At 54.7% G+C, this 15,154-nt stretch carries 14 protein-coding genes; 6 read left to right on the top strand and 8 right to left on the bottom strand.

Going from position 1 to position 15,154, the window contains the following annotated elements; genetic code table 11:
• Positions 1 to 22 precede the first annotated feature (22 nt).
• Positions 23 to 634 carry a DJ-1/PfpI family protein gene (locus tag OEL90_RS11930; protein WP_300688832.1) on the bottom strand — a complete coding sequence of 204 codons (612 nt, stop codon included), beginning with the start codon at positions 632 to 634 and terminating at the stop codon, positions 23 to 25.
• Positions 635 to 851: 217 nt separating this feature from the next.
• Here OEL90_RS11930 and OEL90_RS11925 point away from each other — a divergent pair, with 217 nt between their 5' ends.
• Positions 852 to 1,931, top strand: coding sequence for a hypothetical protein (locus OEL90_RS11925; protein ID WP_300688829.1), 1,080 nt, complete (start codon positions 852 to 854; stop codon positions 1,929 to 1,931).
• Between the two features lie 60 nt (positions 1,932 to 1,991).
• Positions 1,992 to 2,558 (top strand): GNAT family N-acetyltransferase, encoded by a 567-nt coding sequence (locus OEL90_RS11920; protein WP_300688826.1) that lies wholly within the window; start codon positions 1,992 to 1,994, stop codon positions 2,556 to 2,558.
• Positions 2,559 to 2,732: 174 nt separating this feature from the next.
• Here the strand turns inward: OEL90_RS11920 and OEL90_RS11915 are convergent, their stop codons facing one another.
• Genes OEL90_RS11915 through OEL90_RS11900 form a run of 4 tightly spaced genes read right to left on the bottom strand, consistent with a single transcriptional unit; the run spans position 2,733 to position 6,720 of the window.
• Positions 2,733 to 3,596 carry a CPBP family intramembrane glutamic endopeptidase gene (locus OEL90_RS11915; protein ID WP_300688824.1) on the bottom strand — a complete coding sequence of 288 codons (864 nt, stop codon included), beginning with the start codon at positions 3,594 to 3,596 and terminating at the stop codon, positions 2,733 to 2,735.
• On the bottom strand, positions 3,593 to 5,029 hold the full coding sequence (locus OEL90_RS11910; RefSeq protein ID WP_300688822.1) for an ArnT family glycosyltransferase: 1,437 nt from the start codon (positions 5,027 to 5,029) through the stop codon (positions 3,593 to 3,595). Before OEL90_RS11910 ends, OEL90_RS11915 begins: the two co-directional genes overlap by 4 nt.
• Before the next feature lie 40 nt (positions 5,030 to 5,069).
• On the bottom strand, positions 5,070 to 5,585 hold the full coding sequence (locus OEL90_RS11905; RefSeq protein ID WP_300688819.1) for a GtrA family protein: 516 nt from the start codon (positions 5,583 to 5,585) through the stop codon (positions 5,070 to 5,072).
• Positions 5,572 to 6,720, bottom strand: coding sequence for a glycosyltransferase family 2 protein (locus tag OEL90_RS11900; RefSeq protein WP_300688816.1), 1,149 nt, complete (start codon positions 6,718 to 6,720; stop codon positions 5,572 to 5,574). The genes OEL90_RS11905 and OEL90_RS11900 overlap by 14 nt, the downstream gene beginning before the upstream one ends.
• A gap of 247 nt (positions 6,721 to 6,967) precedes the next feature.
• Between OEL90_RS11900 and OEL90_RS11895 the strand changes: the two genes are divergently transcribed.
• From OEL90_RS11895 to OEL90_RS11880, 4 genes are all read left to right on the top strand, one after another.
• Entirely contained in the window at positions 6,968 to 7,783 is an 816-nt protein-coding gene (locus tag OEL90_RS11895; RefSeq protein ID WP_300688813.1) for an alpha/beta fold hydrolase, read from the top strand.
• Positions 7,780 to 9,393, top strand: coding sequence for a UDP-N-acetylmuramoyl-tripeptide--D-alanyl-D-alanine ligase (locus OEL90_RS11890; protein ID WP_300688810.1), 1,614 nt, complete (start codon positions 7,780 to 7,782; stop codon positions 9,391 to 9,393). Before OEL90_RS11895 ends, OEL90_RS11890 begins: the two co-directional genes overlap by 4 nt.
• 180 nt (positions 9,394 to 9,573) lie before the next feature.
• Positions 9,574 to 10,830, top strand: coding sequence for a D-alanine--D-alanine ligase family protein (locus OEL90_RS11885; protein WP_300688808.1), 1,257 nt, complete (start codon positions 9,574 to 9,576; stop codon positions 10,828 to 10,830).
• 50 nt (positions 10,831 to 10,880) lie between these two features.
• The gene (locus OEL90_RS11880) at positions 10,881 to 11,489 is read left to right on the top strand and encodes a GNAT family N-acetyltransferase (protein ID WP_300688805.1); all 609 of its coding nucleotides are present in this window, start codon (positions 10,881 to 10,883) and stop codon (positions 11,487 to 11,489) included.
• 261 nt (positions 11,490 to 11,750) lie between these two features.
• On the opposite strand, the gene OEL90_RS11875 is transcribed toward OEL90_RS11880, so the two are convergent.
• From OEL90_RS11875 to OEL90_RS11865, 3 genes are all read right to left on the bottom strand, one after another.
• Positions 11,751 to 12,086: a hypothetical protein gene (locus OEL90_RS11875; RefSeq protein WP_300688802.1), complete on the bottom strand. Its 336-nt coding sequence runs from the start codon at positions 12,084 to 12,086 to the stop codon at positions 11,751 to 11,753.
• Entirely contained in the window at positions 12,079 to 13,365 is a 1,287-nt protein-coding gene (locus tag OEL90_RS11870; protein WP_300688800.1) for a DUF1576 domain-containing protein, read from the bottom strand. The genes OEL90_RS11875 and OEL90_RS11870 overlap by 8 nt, the downstream gene beginning before the upstream one ends.
• 190 nt (positions 13,366 to 13,555) lie before the next feature.
• A complete protein-coding gene (locus tag OEL90_RS11865) occupies positions 13,556 to 15,106 on the bottom strand; it encodes a B12-binding domain-containing radical SAM protein (RefSeq protein ID WP_300688797.1) in 1,551 nt (516 codons plus the stop codon).
• Between the last annotated feature and the right edge of the window lie 48 nt (positions 15,107 to 15,154).

Raw genomic sequence — 15,154 nt, 5'->3', positions numbered from 1 at the left:
CGTAAAATTTGAACAGTACTAACTAAAATATCGAGGACTCAGAATAACCCATTTCAACCCGTACTTTTCGGACGTTTTCTGTCGAAGTCAACCGCTCAAGCAACCGAAATGCCACCTCTACCGCCGTGGATGGACATGAAGAAGTGATCACCTTGCCATCCTCCACCAGTCTGAGATCTCGTTCGACTTCGGTCCCCATAGCCTCCAGCTGCGCCTGCCAGCGGCCGCCCTCCAAATGATAGGTCGTCGATTTCAAACCGCTGAGTACGCCGCTCTTCGCTATGGGAAGCGCGCCCACGCACACAGACGCAATCCACTTGTCATGGCTTGCGAAGTGACGAATCAGCGAAAGCGTCCGCTCGTCATAGCCGTCCTCATAAAATCCGGCCCTCTGAAATCCCCCCGGCATGGCCAACGCGGCAAATTCGGACAAATCCAGGTCTTCCAGCTGCTTCTCAGGCTGAACTGTGAAATTCCAGGTGCACCGCAAAAGCGGCCTGATCCCAGCAGTGATCAGCGGTGTCCGCTTATCACCCACCACCTGATTCCATCCGAAGACGTCTGTAAACGCGCTGGCCTCAAGAGCTTCGAAGCCATTCGGCAAAAACAGCAGCACCTTTTGCTCCTCCTCCAAGTCCACATTCCCCCTTCCCATTTTGTGCGAATTCTCCTGCCATGTATTTATACCCTAAAAGTCCCTCAAGGTAGCACGCGCTTTTCGAAATCATCATAAACATCCCTGAGTAAATCTGATATTATAAGGGAAAGCAAATGAATAGAATCCGGTTTAATCCGCAGACTGCCCGCCTGGGGTTTGCAGCCATCCGAAAAAACTACAGCGAGGTGTTCCCATGACTCAAATGTACGCGTCCGCAGATCCAGTTTCGAAACTTCCGCTCTGCCTGATCGGTTTCGGTAATGCCGGCCAGGCCTTCTGCCGGATGCTTCTTGAGCAGCACGACCAAGTGAAGTCAGCCTACGGCGTTGACCTTCAGGTGGTTGCCATTGCGACCCGGTCTAAAGGCACGCTTTTCGATCCCGCCGGCCTGAATCTAAGAGAGGTTTTGGCCGATGTTGACGGGTCCCAACGCCTTTCCCATCGGCAAACTGTCTTTTCAGACGCTGATCCTTTAACTCTGATCCGCCAGTGCGGCGCTAAGGTCATGATCGAGCTCAGCACGCTGTCCATTGAGGACGGGCAGCCGGCCATCTCGCACATCGAGACCGCCTTTGACAGCGGGATGCACGTCATCACAGGCAACAAGGGCCCCCTCGCCTGGGCGTACTCAAGACTCAAACAAATCGCAGATTTGAAGGCACTGGAATTTCTGCACGAAACCACAGTCATGGATGGCGCGCCGGTGTTCAACCTGGCGAAAGAAACGCTGCCGGGCTGCAAAATTCTTGGCTTTAAGGGCATTCTGAACTCCACCACCAATTTTGTACTTGAGCGCATGGAGTCTGGAGATGACTACGACGAAGCCCTGCGTGAGGCACAGCGTCAAGGCTTTGCAGAGGCCGACCCTTCACTGGACATAGATGGATGGGACGCCGCCGCCAAAACCAGCGCGCTGATCAATGTCCTGATGAACGGTGCGACAACGCCTCTGACCATAGACAGAACAGGTATTGCGGCCATCACAACAGAAGACATTTCAGCGGCACGGGACCTGGGCGGGAAGCTCAAGCTGATCTGCGAAGGCCGGTTGGAAGACGGGGTCGCAAAGGGTTTTGTGAAGCCCGAATTCGTCAGCAGCAAAGACCTGTTCAGCACCGTAGACGCCACAACGTCCATTTTATGCCTTCACACAGATCTCATGGGGGAAATCTGCATGGTGGAACGGCATCCGGAAATCCAGCAAACCGCTTACGGAATCTTCAGCGATACCTTGACGCTGATCCGGCGTCTGGCTGCGGCCAACCGGTTATAAACGACTTTAAAGTGCCAGCGTCAAAAACGCGTCAAATATCTGAAAATTGGAGGTCTTATCATGTCCATTGAAATTCGCCCGCTTAAGCCCGGGCTCGCCCAAACCTTTATCGACTACATGAGCGGCGACATGTTCGCCCACAGCCCCAACTGGTCGGGCTGCTTCTGCCGCTTCTACCACACCGACTTCGACATGGACACCTGGATCGCGAGAGCGCCCGAGATGAACAAGACCGATTCGCTGACCGCCATCCAGGCCGGAGACATGAAGGGCTATCTTGCCTTTGACGGCGACAAGTGTGTGGGATGGTGCAATGCCAACACTTTGTCCACCTATAAGCGGATGAAGTCTTTGTGGCCAGAAAATGAAGACCCGGATCAACTTGGCGCCACCCTGTGCTTCGTCATCCACCCGGATTACCGGGGCAAAGGGCTCGCCAGAAAAATGCTGAATGCGGCCGTTGAAGGCTTTAAAAGCGCAGGAATGAAGGGCGTGCTCGCTTTTCCCGTCAAGTCGGAAACAGAGCCCATGAAAAATTACCGCGGTACCTTGAATATGTACCTTGAGCTTGGCTATAAGGATCTCAGCCTGGTGGATGGCACGAGGGTATTTAGACTGGATTTTTAAGTGGAAATGGCGGCAGAAGCTGGTGTCAGCGGCCTTTGGCCAATCGATCCCGCCTTCTGCAAAGTTGGAACTGGGTGTCAGACACCCAGTTCCACAAATAAAAGCAGGGATGAGATTGGTGTTTTTTCAACCAATTTCATCCCTGTTTCAATTATTCATCCCTGTTTCAATTATTCACCCCTGCAGCCACACAATCAAATTGCTGATCATGTGACCCAGCACCACAATGGTAAAGTTCCCGGTCTTTAAATAGATGCCCCCCAGGAGCGCGCCCAGCAAAAAAGCGTGAACGCCCTGCAGCATGTTCAGGTGCACCAGCGCGAACAGCGCTGAAGAGATCACGACCGCGTAAGCGGGGGAAAATCCTTTAAAGAGGATCCCCCTGAGCAGGACGCCCCTGTACAGGAACTCCTCAAACACCGGTGCCAGGATCAGCACATAAAATCCAGCTGCCAGCGGCGACTGCATCAGAAACTCAAAGGCCTCCAGCATTGCCTCATTTTCCGGAAAAATTGAAAGGAGCCAAGCCCCCAGGGTCAAATCATAGAGAAACCTGAAACCGGCGACAATAGCTATTGCCAGTACGGCTTCGGTCAGCCATCTGGAAAAGGGCTTTGGCCGTGACGGGGCCACTTCTGACACAACCAGACCTTCGTCTTTGTCCAAACCTTCATGTACGACCTCTACCCTGATCCCGCTTTCAATCCCGCTCACACGGCCACGCTTCGCCTCCCCGGATCGCTCCGGCAGATAGCGGTCGCCGGCCATAACGCTGAGCATGATGATCAGACGAAACAATAAGTAGCCGCCCACATAGACCATGGACGCCCGCGCCGGCCACGCCTTCAGCCGTTCTGAAAGCTCCAGCACCGGCAGCATCAGCAGAATTTCCAAAATAGTCAGCCCAATCACAAGAGTCAGCGCCGTCAGCCCCGTCATGGGCAAGGTCGGCGGACCCTCTGTAAACAGGAGGCGCAGCTTGGTCTTCATGGCGAACTTAGCAGCAGGCTTCCCTTTGTGTCCCATGTCTTTTCTCATCGTCTGTTCCCCGGCCGGACCGTCCTGGACTTAATTCCTGCCCCCGGCAAATCCCCGGCAAACGCGGTTTCGCGCCCGGCCGCCTCCAAAATATGCTGAACCACCAGCATGACCACCAGCACAAAGACAAACAGCAGATTAAAATTGTAACGAGGCTGTCCTTCATAGATCAGAATCACCAGGCCGTTATAGCCCACCGGCAGCATCAGCAGCGCAGTCTGCCAGCTGATAATGCGCTTCAGGGAAAACAGCGCCCGGAAAAACCTCGGAAGATTCACGAGAAAATAGAGGAAAGCCGTCCCGCTGAGCAGCGTGAGCACAATATCGCTGACGCTTCTGAAATACGCGAGATACCTCAGCGTCTCCACCTCAGTCCGTTCGGTTTCCAAAGTCTTGTACTTATTCATGGTCCAGGCGTCAATGTCCCAGGACCCATTGAAAAACGTCGAGTGCACCCGGATGATCGCCAGCTTCGCGAATTCCATAGGATTTTCCCTGATCCAGGCCTGGGCCGCCGGCTTCAGGTCCAGTTCCAGGTCGCTGGCCAGCTTGATGCTTTTCGCGCCGTTTTCGAGATGGGCGTTGATCTTCGCCTCAAGCTCCGGCGTCGCCTTGATCTGGTCAATGGGCATGAAGCCCCCGTGGGTGTTGTCCGCGTTGTTATTGAGATAGAGCACAAGGCCGGAGTTGTAAGACACCGGAATGAATCGCCCGAAGTGCCTGTAATTCCGGTAGGTCCACGGCGCCACGATCAGCGCCATCACCGCCGCCGCCACGAGCATGCCCGCCACGCCGCGCTTCAGGTCCTTCCGGCTCAGCCACTCGTAAAACAGGACCGCCACCGGATAGGCCAGGTAGAATGGCTTTGTCAGTGCCAGCGCGGCGGTAAGCGCCCCGACTAAGGGCCACTGGACCCTGCCTTTTAAGAGGTCCCCCGAGCACTGGACCAGCATCAGGGTCGAAAGCAGCGCCGCAGAAAGGATTTCTGTGCCGATGGCATTGGTATAAGCAATTTGCTGGGGCATAAACGCCATGAACAGCAGGGCGCCCCAGCGGACAAGGCGTTTCGGGCTCAGTCGCCACGCGATCAGGTAAGTCATGAGAATCGACCACATGGAAAGCAGCACGTTGAACTGCTTCGCGGTCAGCTCAGAGGTGTCCCCCATGAACTTCATGAAATAACCCAGGAGGATAGAATACCCCATGCCCTGGAAGGCAATGGGCTGGCCCAAAAAAGTGTAGCCCATGCCCTGGGAGATGTTGACGGCAACCTCATAATAGGTGGAAAAGTCGTAGAGCTGCTCCGTAGGAATGGTCGTGATCCACCACTGACGCAGCATCCAGGCCGCGGGCAGCACCACGGCCAGCAAAATGAGGTCTGCAGGATTATTGCGGAATGTAGTTTTCAGGTGATTTAAAACTCGTTTTATCATGCTTTGAACGCATCCTTTTCTAAAAGGTGGAGCTTAATTTTTATTTCTTGAAAACGAGGTGCTTGCTGAGCACATAGTTGAGGACGACCACCACGGCGGTCATCAGGTACTTCGAGAGCTGCTCGCCCGCGCCGAAAACCTCGATCAGCAGCACCAGTCCCGCGGTCTCTACGCCAAAGGTCGCAACGCGGGAGCTGAAAAAGGCGGCAATCTGCCGGGACTCCTCCCGGGCGGTCGCCTTGACGCTGTCGAAGACGAAGCGCTTGTTGGTCTCGTAGGCGAAGAACACAGCCAGCACGAAGGCTGCGCTGGTGGCAATGCCATAGTGGATCCCCAGCATGACCAGCACCGAGTACGTCGCCAGGTTGATCAGCGTGGTCAGCACCCCGAAGACCAGGTACATGGATACCTCTTTGGCAAAGTGGGCGTTTGGAGGCTTTTCGTGGTGCTCTTGCGCGTCCTTCATCTCCGGCGTTTTTTGTTTTTTGCCGATGGTCGCTTGAGCATCATTTAATGTCTTGTCTTTCTTGTCTTTATTGTCTTTAACGTCGGGCATGGTCATCCCCCTGCCCGGACGGTCCGCTGTCAAAGCCCTCTTTTCGCTGAACTATGAAGAGCGGCCGTCGCTTGACCTCGTCGTGGATTCTGCCCACATATTCGCCCACAATGCTGATCTGGATCATCAGGATGCCGAAGGAGAACAGCATGATGGCCGCCAGGGAGGTCCAGCCTTCAATGGCGTTGTTCAGGAGCAGCTTGTCCAGGATCCAGTAGATCATCATCAGAAAGCTGAGGCCGGAGACTATGAAGCCCACCAGGCTGAAAATCTTGAGGGGCTTGTAGGAAAAGGAAATGATGGCGTCGAAGGCCAGACGGAAGAGCTTGATGTAGTTGTATTTCGTCTCGCCGGCGTGGCGCTCGTCACGGTGAAACTCCACATAGCCCACGTTGAAGCCGACCCAGTGGGTCAGGCCCCTGAAATAGCGGTTGTGCTCCTCCAGTTTGTTGAGCTCGTCGACGACCCTGCGGCTGAGAAGCCTGAAGTCGCCTGTGTCCAGCGGGACTTCCAGGTCGCTCAGGGCGTTCATGACGCGGTAGAAGAGCTTGGAGGTCGTCTTTTTAAGGAAGGATTCCCGGCGTCTTGAGATGCGCTTGGCGTACACCACGTCGAAGCCTTCCATGAATTTCTTGTACATGTCAGCGATGAGCTCCGGCGGGTCCTGGAGGTCCGCGTCAATGATGACGACGGCTTCTCCCGAGGCGTGTCTGAAGCCTGCGGTGTTGGCCATTTCGTGGCCGAAATTGCGGGAAAAGCTGACAAGTTTGACCCGTGAGTCACCGAATCCGGTGGCGGGTGGGGTCCCGTGACCATCGGCAGAAACCGTCTTTGAAGGAAGGCCCCTGAGCAGCAGGACCTTTTCCACGGTCTTGTCGTGGCTGCCGTCGTCGACGAAAATGATTTCGTGGCTCGGGGTGATGGCCTCGAGGACCGGGCTGAGGCGCTCGTAGAGGGCCAGGATGTTGGCTTCCTCGTTAAAGGCGGGGACCACGACGCTGAGGGCGATGCTGCTATGTAAGGGATCCGGGTCAAGGCCAAGGGAGGAAGTGGGGGCGGACAGGCTCGGCTGCTGGCGCTCGCTTCCATTTGGGATGCCGTAATCATAATCAGACTGGGTTTGGGAATGGGACATGGATATTCCTCCTGAATGTATTCCTGCATTTTTCTTCTCGAGATGATTATAGCATAGAAAGTGACTGGATGGAGGGGTTTGTGCACCGGGGAGGCTTCGATTCGGGATTCGATTTGGCGGAGGAGATTAATTTACCTTTAGGTGAACCTATGGTATGATAATGGGTGATTCTGAGACACATTATACTGAGAACTGAACCTATCGCGGCCTTCAGGCTGCGAAACTTTAGAGATGGTGGGATACTTTTATGCAAACCAAAACGTATGGCGGCGCCACGCTGGCCTATACAGTCGCGGGCCCGGGCGGCACAAACAAGCCGAGCCGGCCGGATCTGCTCCTGCTGCACGGCTGGGGCGTGGACCACACGACACTTGAATTTATTTCGGCGGATTTGTCGAAAGACCATAAGGTAGCGGCACTGGATTTCCCTGGTTTTGGTGAGAGTCCGGAGCCGGCTGAGCCCTGGAACAACCGGCGGTTTTCGGAGCTGGTGGAGGACTTTATTGCGGCTGAAAAGCTTGAGAAGCCCGTCCTGGTCTGCCACTCCTTTGGAGGGCGCGTGGCGCTGGACCTGGCTGCGCGCAGGCCTGATTTGGTCGGCGGGCTGGTCCTCATGGGAAGCGCCGGGGTTCGACCGAAGCGCTCCGGCAAGTACTATCTGAAGCTGTACAGCTATAAGGCCATTCGGGGACTTGCGAAGATCCCTGGTTTTTCATGGCTGCTGTCCGACTTTATTGAGCAGTACCGGATGAAATACGGCTCTTCGGATTACAAGAAGGCCTCTGAGGTTATGCGGAAGACTTTGTCCAGCGTGGTCAACGAGGATCTGACCGGAGTGATGAGCGGGATTAAGACACCGACGCTGCTGATTTGGGGCGACAAGGATACGGCGACGCCTATTGAGCACGGGCGGCTGATGGCCTCTTTGATCCCCGGCGCCAAAGTACCGGGCGGCGGCCTTGTGGTTTACGAGGGTCTCGGGCACTATGCCTTCCTGCAGAAAGCGCCTGAAACCTTGAAGACCATTCGGCATTTTCTTGGCCAGGAGGTGACCCACGCGTGAATCTCTATTTATTAATGAGTACTCTTTTGACGGCGGCTTACTTTATTTATAAGCTTCCCCATGACTTGCATATGCTGCAGCAGAACAGCTATCGGAATGACAGGTACATGCGCTGGCTGAACGACGACCAGAACAGGATCATCCAAAAGAGCGATCTCATGTATCTGGTTGGACTTGTTCCGGCACTGCTGCCTTCCTTCTTCCCGGGGCTGTCCCACTGGGTCAAGGGGCCATTGTTTATACTGGGATTGCCTTTTATGGCGCTTTCCGTTTACATGTTTTTTGTGAGCATTACCTATCAGCCGGCCAAGAAAAAGCTGGCCTGGACAGCCCGTGTAAAACGCTTGTTCGTGAGTGCCGTTGTTTTGGGACTTTTAGCCTTCGGACTTGGGCTGTGGGCGCAAAAGGCGCTCTTCTCCCTGGTGCTGATGGCTTTCGTGATTACTTATTCTTCTTTGTTCGTCTTGCTGGCGAATATTGTGAACGCACCGGTGGAGAGCCATATCCGGAACAGATTTATTCAGAGCGCCAAGGACCGCCTGTCTCAGAGGCCGGACCGGGTTCTGGTGGGCATTACAGGCAGCTACGGCAAGACCAGCGTCAAACACATCCTGACGGAGCTGACGTCGCGCCGCTTCAATGTGCTGATGACGCCGGGGAGCTTCAATACGACCCTGGGTGTCGTCCGGACCATCAACGAACAGCTGAATTCGACCCACGACCTGTTTATTGTTGAAATGGGCGCCAAGGAAATGGGCGACATCAAGGAAATCTGTGATATTGTTCCGGTGGACTATGGCATCATCACTTCTATTGGACCACAGCACCTGGAGACCTTTGGCTCCATTGAGAATGTCGCTTCAACAAAGGGCGAGATCTTCCGGGGTGTCAAACCCGGCGGCGTCATTGCGCTTAACTTGGGGGATCCACTGATTACCGGACTTCCCCGCCGCTCGGATGTGCGTTATCTAACCTATGGTGCGCCTGGCGCGGATTGTGTGGTGTCTGACGTTGAGATCACCGGGTCCGGAACGACTTTTACCTTAACGGCAAATACCCGAAGGGGTCAGCTGGTCGAAACTTTTTCCACCCAGCTCCTGGGCGCCCATAATATTGACAACATGCTGGGGGCCATTGCCATTGCTCTGGATTTGGGCGTGACGGCAAAGGAAATCCAGTGGGCGCTGAAGGACATGAAACCAGTGCAGCACCGCTTGTCGAGCTATAGGGCCGGCGGCGGCTGGCTCGTCCTGGACGACGCCTTCAACTCGAATCCTACCGGGGCTTCCAATGCCCTTGAGGTGCTGAAGGCCATGAAGGGCGGCAAGAAGCTCATCATGACGCCGGGGATGATTGAGCTTGGCGATGAACAGGAGCGGCTCAACGGCCTCTTTGGCGAAAAGATCGCTCAGGCGTGTGACGAGGTCATTCTGGTGGGGCCGAAGCGGACCGTTCCAATTGCGGAAGGTATTCGCCGAAAGGGCTTTCCTGAGGACCGGCTCCATATTGTCAAAAACCTCAAGGAAGGCTTTGAAAAGGTTCAGCAGCTCGCGGGTCCGGATGACGTCCTTCTGATCGAAAATGACCTGCCAGACAGCTATAATGAGTAAATAAGCGCGTTGTGACTTTGGGGACGCGGACAGAATTTTTTTTGGTGACAGGCACTCACTCGAAGTGAGTGCCTGTCACCAATCTCAACTTTGTACCAGAGCTTGGTGTAATTTTACACTTTTTCACATCCCAACAAGCGCCTACAGGGCGCATTCTAAATTAGGAAGGAAGTGCTCCCTATGATTCAAGTCGGCGTCCTCTTCGGCAGCCGTTCGGTTGAGCATGAAATCTCAATCATCACCGCGCTGCAGGCCATTCAGCACCTGAAGGCCTCAGGCAAATATAACGTCATCCCAATTTATATCTCTAAGGATGGGGACTGGTACACCGGCGGCACCCTGGACCAGATCGAGACATACAAGAACCTGAACAGCGCCATGCAAGGCGCCCAGAAGGTCACCCCCATCCGCCAGAACGGCCGGGTCGCCCTCCTGAAATCGCCGCTGTCCAAGTTCAAAAACAACGTCGTCTCAGAAGTCGACCTCGCCTTCCCCATCCTCCACGGCTCCTACGGCGAAGACGGCACCCTTCAAGGCATGCTGGAACAGCTTCAGCTGCCTTACACCGGCTGCAGCGTCCTCAGCGCAGCCCTGACCATGGACAAAATCGCCACCAAGCAGGTCCTCAGCGCCGCCGGCATCCCCGTCGTGGATTATTTCTGGTTCCACACGGAGACCTGGTTTGCCAAGGATGAGGACTACATAAAAGAGAGCGAGCAGCGCTTCGGCTATCCCGTCGTCGTCAAACCGGCGGATATTGGCAGCAGCGTTGGCGTTTCCATCGCCCACGACCGCGAGGAATTTGAGCAGGCGGTTTCCACCGTGCGCCGCTATTCTGAGCGCGTCCTGGTCGAGCGCTATATCAAGGGCCTCAAAGAGATCAACATCAGCGTCCTGGGCGACGCGGAAGGGCTGAAGCTGTCCGTCTGCGAGGAGCCCATCACCGCCAGCGAATTTCTGACTTACCAGGACAAGTACGCAGGAGGGGCTTCTGCCGATGGTTCCGGTTCCAAATCCAGCGCCACATCCGGCAGCAGCAGCGGCTCAGGCGCTTCGAGTGCCGGCATGCAGAGTGCCAAGCGCCGCATCCCTGCGGAGCTGCCAACCGAAGTCAGGGAGACCATTGAGGACTACGCCCGCAGAGCATTCGCCACCCTGGACTGCTCCGGTGTCACCCGGATCGACTTCATCCTGGAGCCTGAAGATCCGAACGGCACCCCGGAAACCTTCAAATGCAAGCAGATCTACGTCAACGAGTTCAACACCATCCCAGGCTCCCTGAGCTTCTACCTTTGGGAAGCTACCGGCAAGCCATTCCCCGAGCTCCTGGACGACCTGGTGGAGCTGGGCCTGCGCAAGAAGCGCCGCCGCAACAAGCTGACTTTCACCCACGACATCAACATTTTGGCCAGCGCCAGCTTCAGCGGCAAGAAGTAATTCAGCACGACGACACTCATAACGCCAACCCACAAGGAGGCATCGCTGCAATGCTAACCCTTGATTTCTCTAGTTTTCCCATTCTGAGGACAGAGCGGCTGGTCCTCCGGCCTATGACGACCGAGGATGGCCCGGCCCTGTTCGAACTTCGGACCGATCCCGTCATCAACCGCTACATCGACCGCCTGCCCACGACTGAGCTCGAGGACGCCCTTCGCTTTATCGATAAAATTAACAAGGGGATCCGGGACAACCACTGGCTGTATTGGGCGATTACGGAGGCGGCTTCTGTTGGGGACCAAGACCATGAGGTTCTGCAGGATCAAGAGGGACAACAGGACCAAGAGGTCATTTATGACCATTTGATAGGCACGATCTGCCTGTGGAACTTTGTGCCCACCGACGACAAAGCTGAGCTGGGCTACGAGCTCAGTGCCGCGCGACAAGGTCGGGGTCTGATGAGCGAAGCTGTTGAGGCGGTTCTGACGTATGGTTTTGGGACCATCGGCCTCAGCGCTGTTGAAGCGGCCGTTCACCCGGAAAATGCCGCCTCCGTCAAAGTGCTGAAGCGCGCCGGCTTCACCCTGGTGGGCACGTTCGAGGATACAACGCTGAACGGCGAAGCCTTGGAAATGCTGATTTATGAGAAGCATCGTTAATTTAAAATGAGTGACAGGCAACCGAATTGTTTGGGTGCCTGTCACTCATTTTGTTTCAGGGTCTGTCACTCATTTTGTTTCGGTGCCTGTCACCAAGTTCATTTCGGTGCCAGAGCTTGCGAGAATGGTTATAGTTCAAGATTCCTATCCGGCCTGCTCCAATGAGCTTGTTCAGTAAGGGAATAGGGGCAAAAAGAATGACCATCGGCTGCCGATGGTCATTTTATCATCACACTATTCAAAAATCATTCTTAAGGCGGATCACGCTTTTCGGATCACACGCACGCGCAGGGTGTCCCCATCATGCTCAACCTCAGCTTCATCTACCAAGGCGCCCACGAGATCCAGCTCAGAGTGCAGATTGCCACCAGCCAGTTTCCAGTACTCCTCCAGCTCGAGCTGCCGTGCACCGTGAATGGACTCCCTCAGGTGCGCGATCTTCGATATGGGGATGAGTTTGACATCTCCAGTCAATTCCACCGTTGACTCAAGGGCATTGTTTTTGATATCAACCTGTATGTTATTGATGCCCATCTTGAAGAACACGCGAACCAGCTCACTCATGATATAGACGACTTTTGCCTGTTCCTTACTCAAAACTATCTTCCTCCCTGAACGCATCCAGAATTGGCACCAGCGTTGCCGCCACAATGCCTCCGGATAGGCCATTGTTGTAAAGATTGAGTCCGCCGTGGAGATAGCCCACGTTCATGACGATCGACATGTGTAGGAATCCGGCGAGAATCCCAGCCACCCATCCAAACTTCCCGGCGATGGGTGCCAGCGTGGTACCGAACAACGCCGCCAGGATCGCCCCGGTCGAATTGACGTCCCAAAGCTTCAGCTGCGTGGCCAGAAAGACCCCCAGCATGACCGGAAGGGCATTCCTCAAGTGCTTCCCAAAAGCGCCAAAGCCCATCATGGTGAAAATGCCGCCGATAGTCGGCCCGTTCAACTGACCCTTGACCACGAAAACGTAGATCACACCGAAGGCGCCGAGCAAGCCCATGTTGATCATTGTTACGCCAAAGCCCTCCATCGTAACAAAGTCAGAAACCAGACGTCCCGGCTGTCTCATCAGCTCTCTCAGGTGCTTAAAACTATTGTCATTCATGATATAGCCCACCAGAATCATAGAGGCAAAGAATACCCCCAGAAGGATGGCAAAGGTCAGGTTATTGCCCTGGGAAACCTCATAGACTGATGGGGTTTCGAGGCCAAAAGACCTGAAAATTGCCATGAAAAAGGTGCCAACGATCCCGGCGGTAAAGCCTATGTTATATAAGTTGAAGCCTTGGTGAAATTTTACGAAGCTGGTGGCCAAGGGCGGCAGCAAGATTCCAGTGGTCAGACCCGCTGCGTTGCCGATGAGGATGCCCATCCAAATTGGAAGTCCAAATCCATAAGTGATCTGGCTGACCAGCGGTCCCAACGCCGTCCCAAATAAGGCGATCAGAATAAATTTTCCAAACTTTTCTCGCTGTATTCTTGAGAATAGGTAAACGCCCGTTGTGATACTCACGACATTATACAAATTTTTACCGAACATGGCAAACCCGCCTATGGTAAACACCGCCGCGATGATATAACCATTCATGTGCGCCTTGCTTTTTCTGGCCACCCCTATGGCGATCAGCATCATCAGGCCGCTGTTGAAAAAGGCGCTGCCGATATTGGCGATTTTCATGTAATCCGTCAACAGGATGCTCGATGAAGTCAGGATTTTCCCCATGCCCTTTAGAATCTCGAGGGGGGTATTGAAGAGAAAGCCCGCCAGCAGGACTGACAGGGCGTAGAGGGCTATGACTTTGTATTTGGCATCTTCGGATATGACTTTATGGTGGATTGCCCACCGCTTCTCAACGTTTTCAATCACTCAAACGATCACTCCTTCTTTAAATATCCGGATGTTATTTGAGATTGTTTCTCAATACGGATATTTTACAGGAAAATTCTGATTGTTACAAGTGTAACATACATGGATGGGGGGGAAGTTGAATGACCATCGGCAGATGTCTTTGGGTTCTTACAAACCCTCAAAGGCAGTTGCCGATGGTCATTTTGCATCACTTTAATTTTGATTCACGCGACGGCGCTTTCCCGGCCCCAAGCATCAGGCCCACATACCGGAAGAAGACCCGGACGGCGCCTTTTGACATCCTCAGGAGGGTGGCGGCGCCAAATTTCTTCGTGATGTAGCTCATGTGGTTGGAGATGAAGTTGAGGTAGAGGACGGTTTTCAGGACTTCGAAGTAGTAGGTGCGCAGGGACATGTTCACCGGGCGGACGACGACCTGACCGAAGCTCCAGGCGCTGTAATCGTCTTTTTCAAACAGGAGCCGGCCCTCTTTTTGATAGTGCTTGTAAAGGGGAAGCCCCGGGAATGGCGTGAGCGGAGAGAACGTCGCGATCTCGGGAGCCAGCCTTTTGATGTGTCTGCGCAGGACTTTGAAGTCCGCGGGGGTCCAGTCCGGATGGAGCATGAAGGAGGCCCAGACGTCAATGCCGGCTTCTTTGAGCCAATTGGCGGCTTTGACGGCGTCCTGGGCGCGGGAGGGCTTTTTATAGGCCGCAAGCTCCGCGTCGCTGAAGGACTCGTAGCCGACGAGAACGGCTTTCAGGCCGTGATCCCGGAAATTGAGAATGGCTTCTGGATTTTTAAGTATGCTGTGGACGCTGGCGTAGCAGATGAAGTTCTTGGTTATTGTCTCTTTGTCGAGGGCTTTGCAGAATTCTTGCAGCCGCTCGCCATTATTCAGGAAGTCGTTGTCAAAGATCATGACCGAGGGCTCTTCAATGGCCTTCAGGTCCGCCATGACGAAATCCATGGGAAAGTCCCGCTCGCAGGGACCTTCCATGCGCCATCTGAGGCAGAAATCGCAGTGGGCGGAGCAGCCTTGGGAGGTCTGCATGATGGCGCAGGGGCGGAAGCCAAAATAGGCGTATTGGTGGCGCCAGGCTTGGGTGGCGGTCCGGTCCGGCAGCCAGTAGTCGTTGGTGTGGGGGTTGGGGGAAATTTGGAGGTCGGTGACAGTCCCCAACTTGGAGTCAGTGTCTGACACCGTTTCAAGTCTGGTGCCTGTCACCAAGTTGGAGTTAGTGCCTGTCACCAACTTAAATTCAGTGCCAGAGCTTAGTGTAAATTTACACCTTCCATCTCCATCTCCATCTCCATTTCCTTCACCTAAGAACTTCTCAATCTCTCTAAACAGCCCTTTCAGCCGCTCCTGGGTTGAAATCTGTAAAACCGCGTCCACCTCAGGGATTGAAAACGCCTCCGGATTCAGAAACGCCTGAGTCCCGCCCACGACGACCACGGCCTCGGGCGCCCAGGCCTTGACCATCGCTGCCAGACGCCGGACGGCCGGCACATCCACACATAACGAGGTCAGCCCCACGACCTGAGGCTTAAACCCTTCCAGCTTCTGCGCCAGCGCCCGGTCGGCCGCGCCCTTCTTCCCGGCCGCCTCCACCGCCATCAAATCCAAAATCTCGACCTCATAGGTTGCTTTCAGCGCCGCCGCGACCATCTCCAGGCCCAGGGGCTCAGAAAACATGATCTCCCCAAGGGTCACGGACTGCGGTGTCCGGGCCGGCCTCACAAGTAAAACGCGCATCACAGACCCTCCCTCATCGTCCTAAATGTAACTCAAATACTAAACCCA

The organism is Acidaminobacter sp., assembly GCF_030247605.1.
Classification (GTDB): domain Bacteria; phylum Bacillota; class Clostridia; order Peptostreptococcales; family Acidaminobacteraceae; genus Acidaminobacter.
This window is presented reverse-complemented; position numbering and strand designations above follow the sequence as displayed.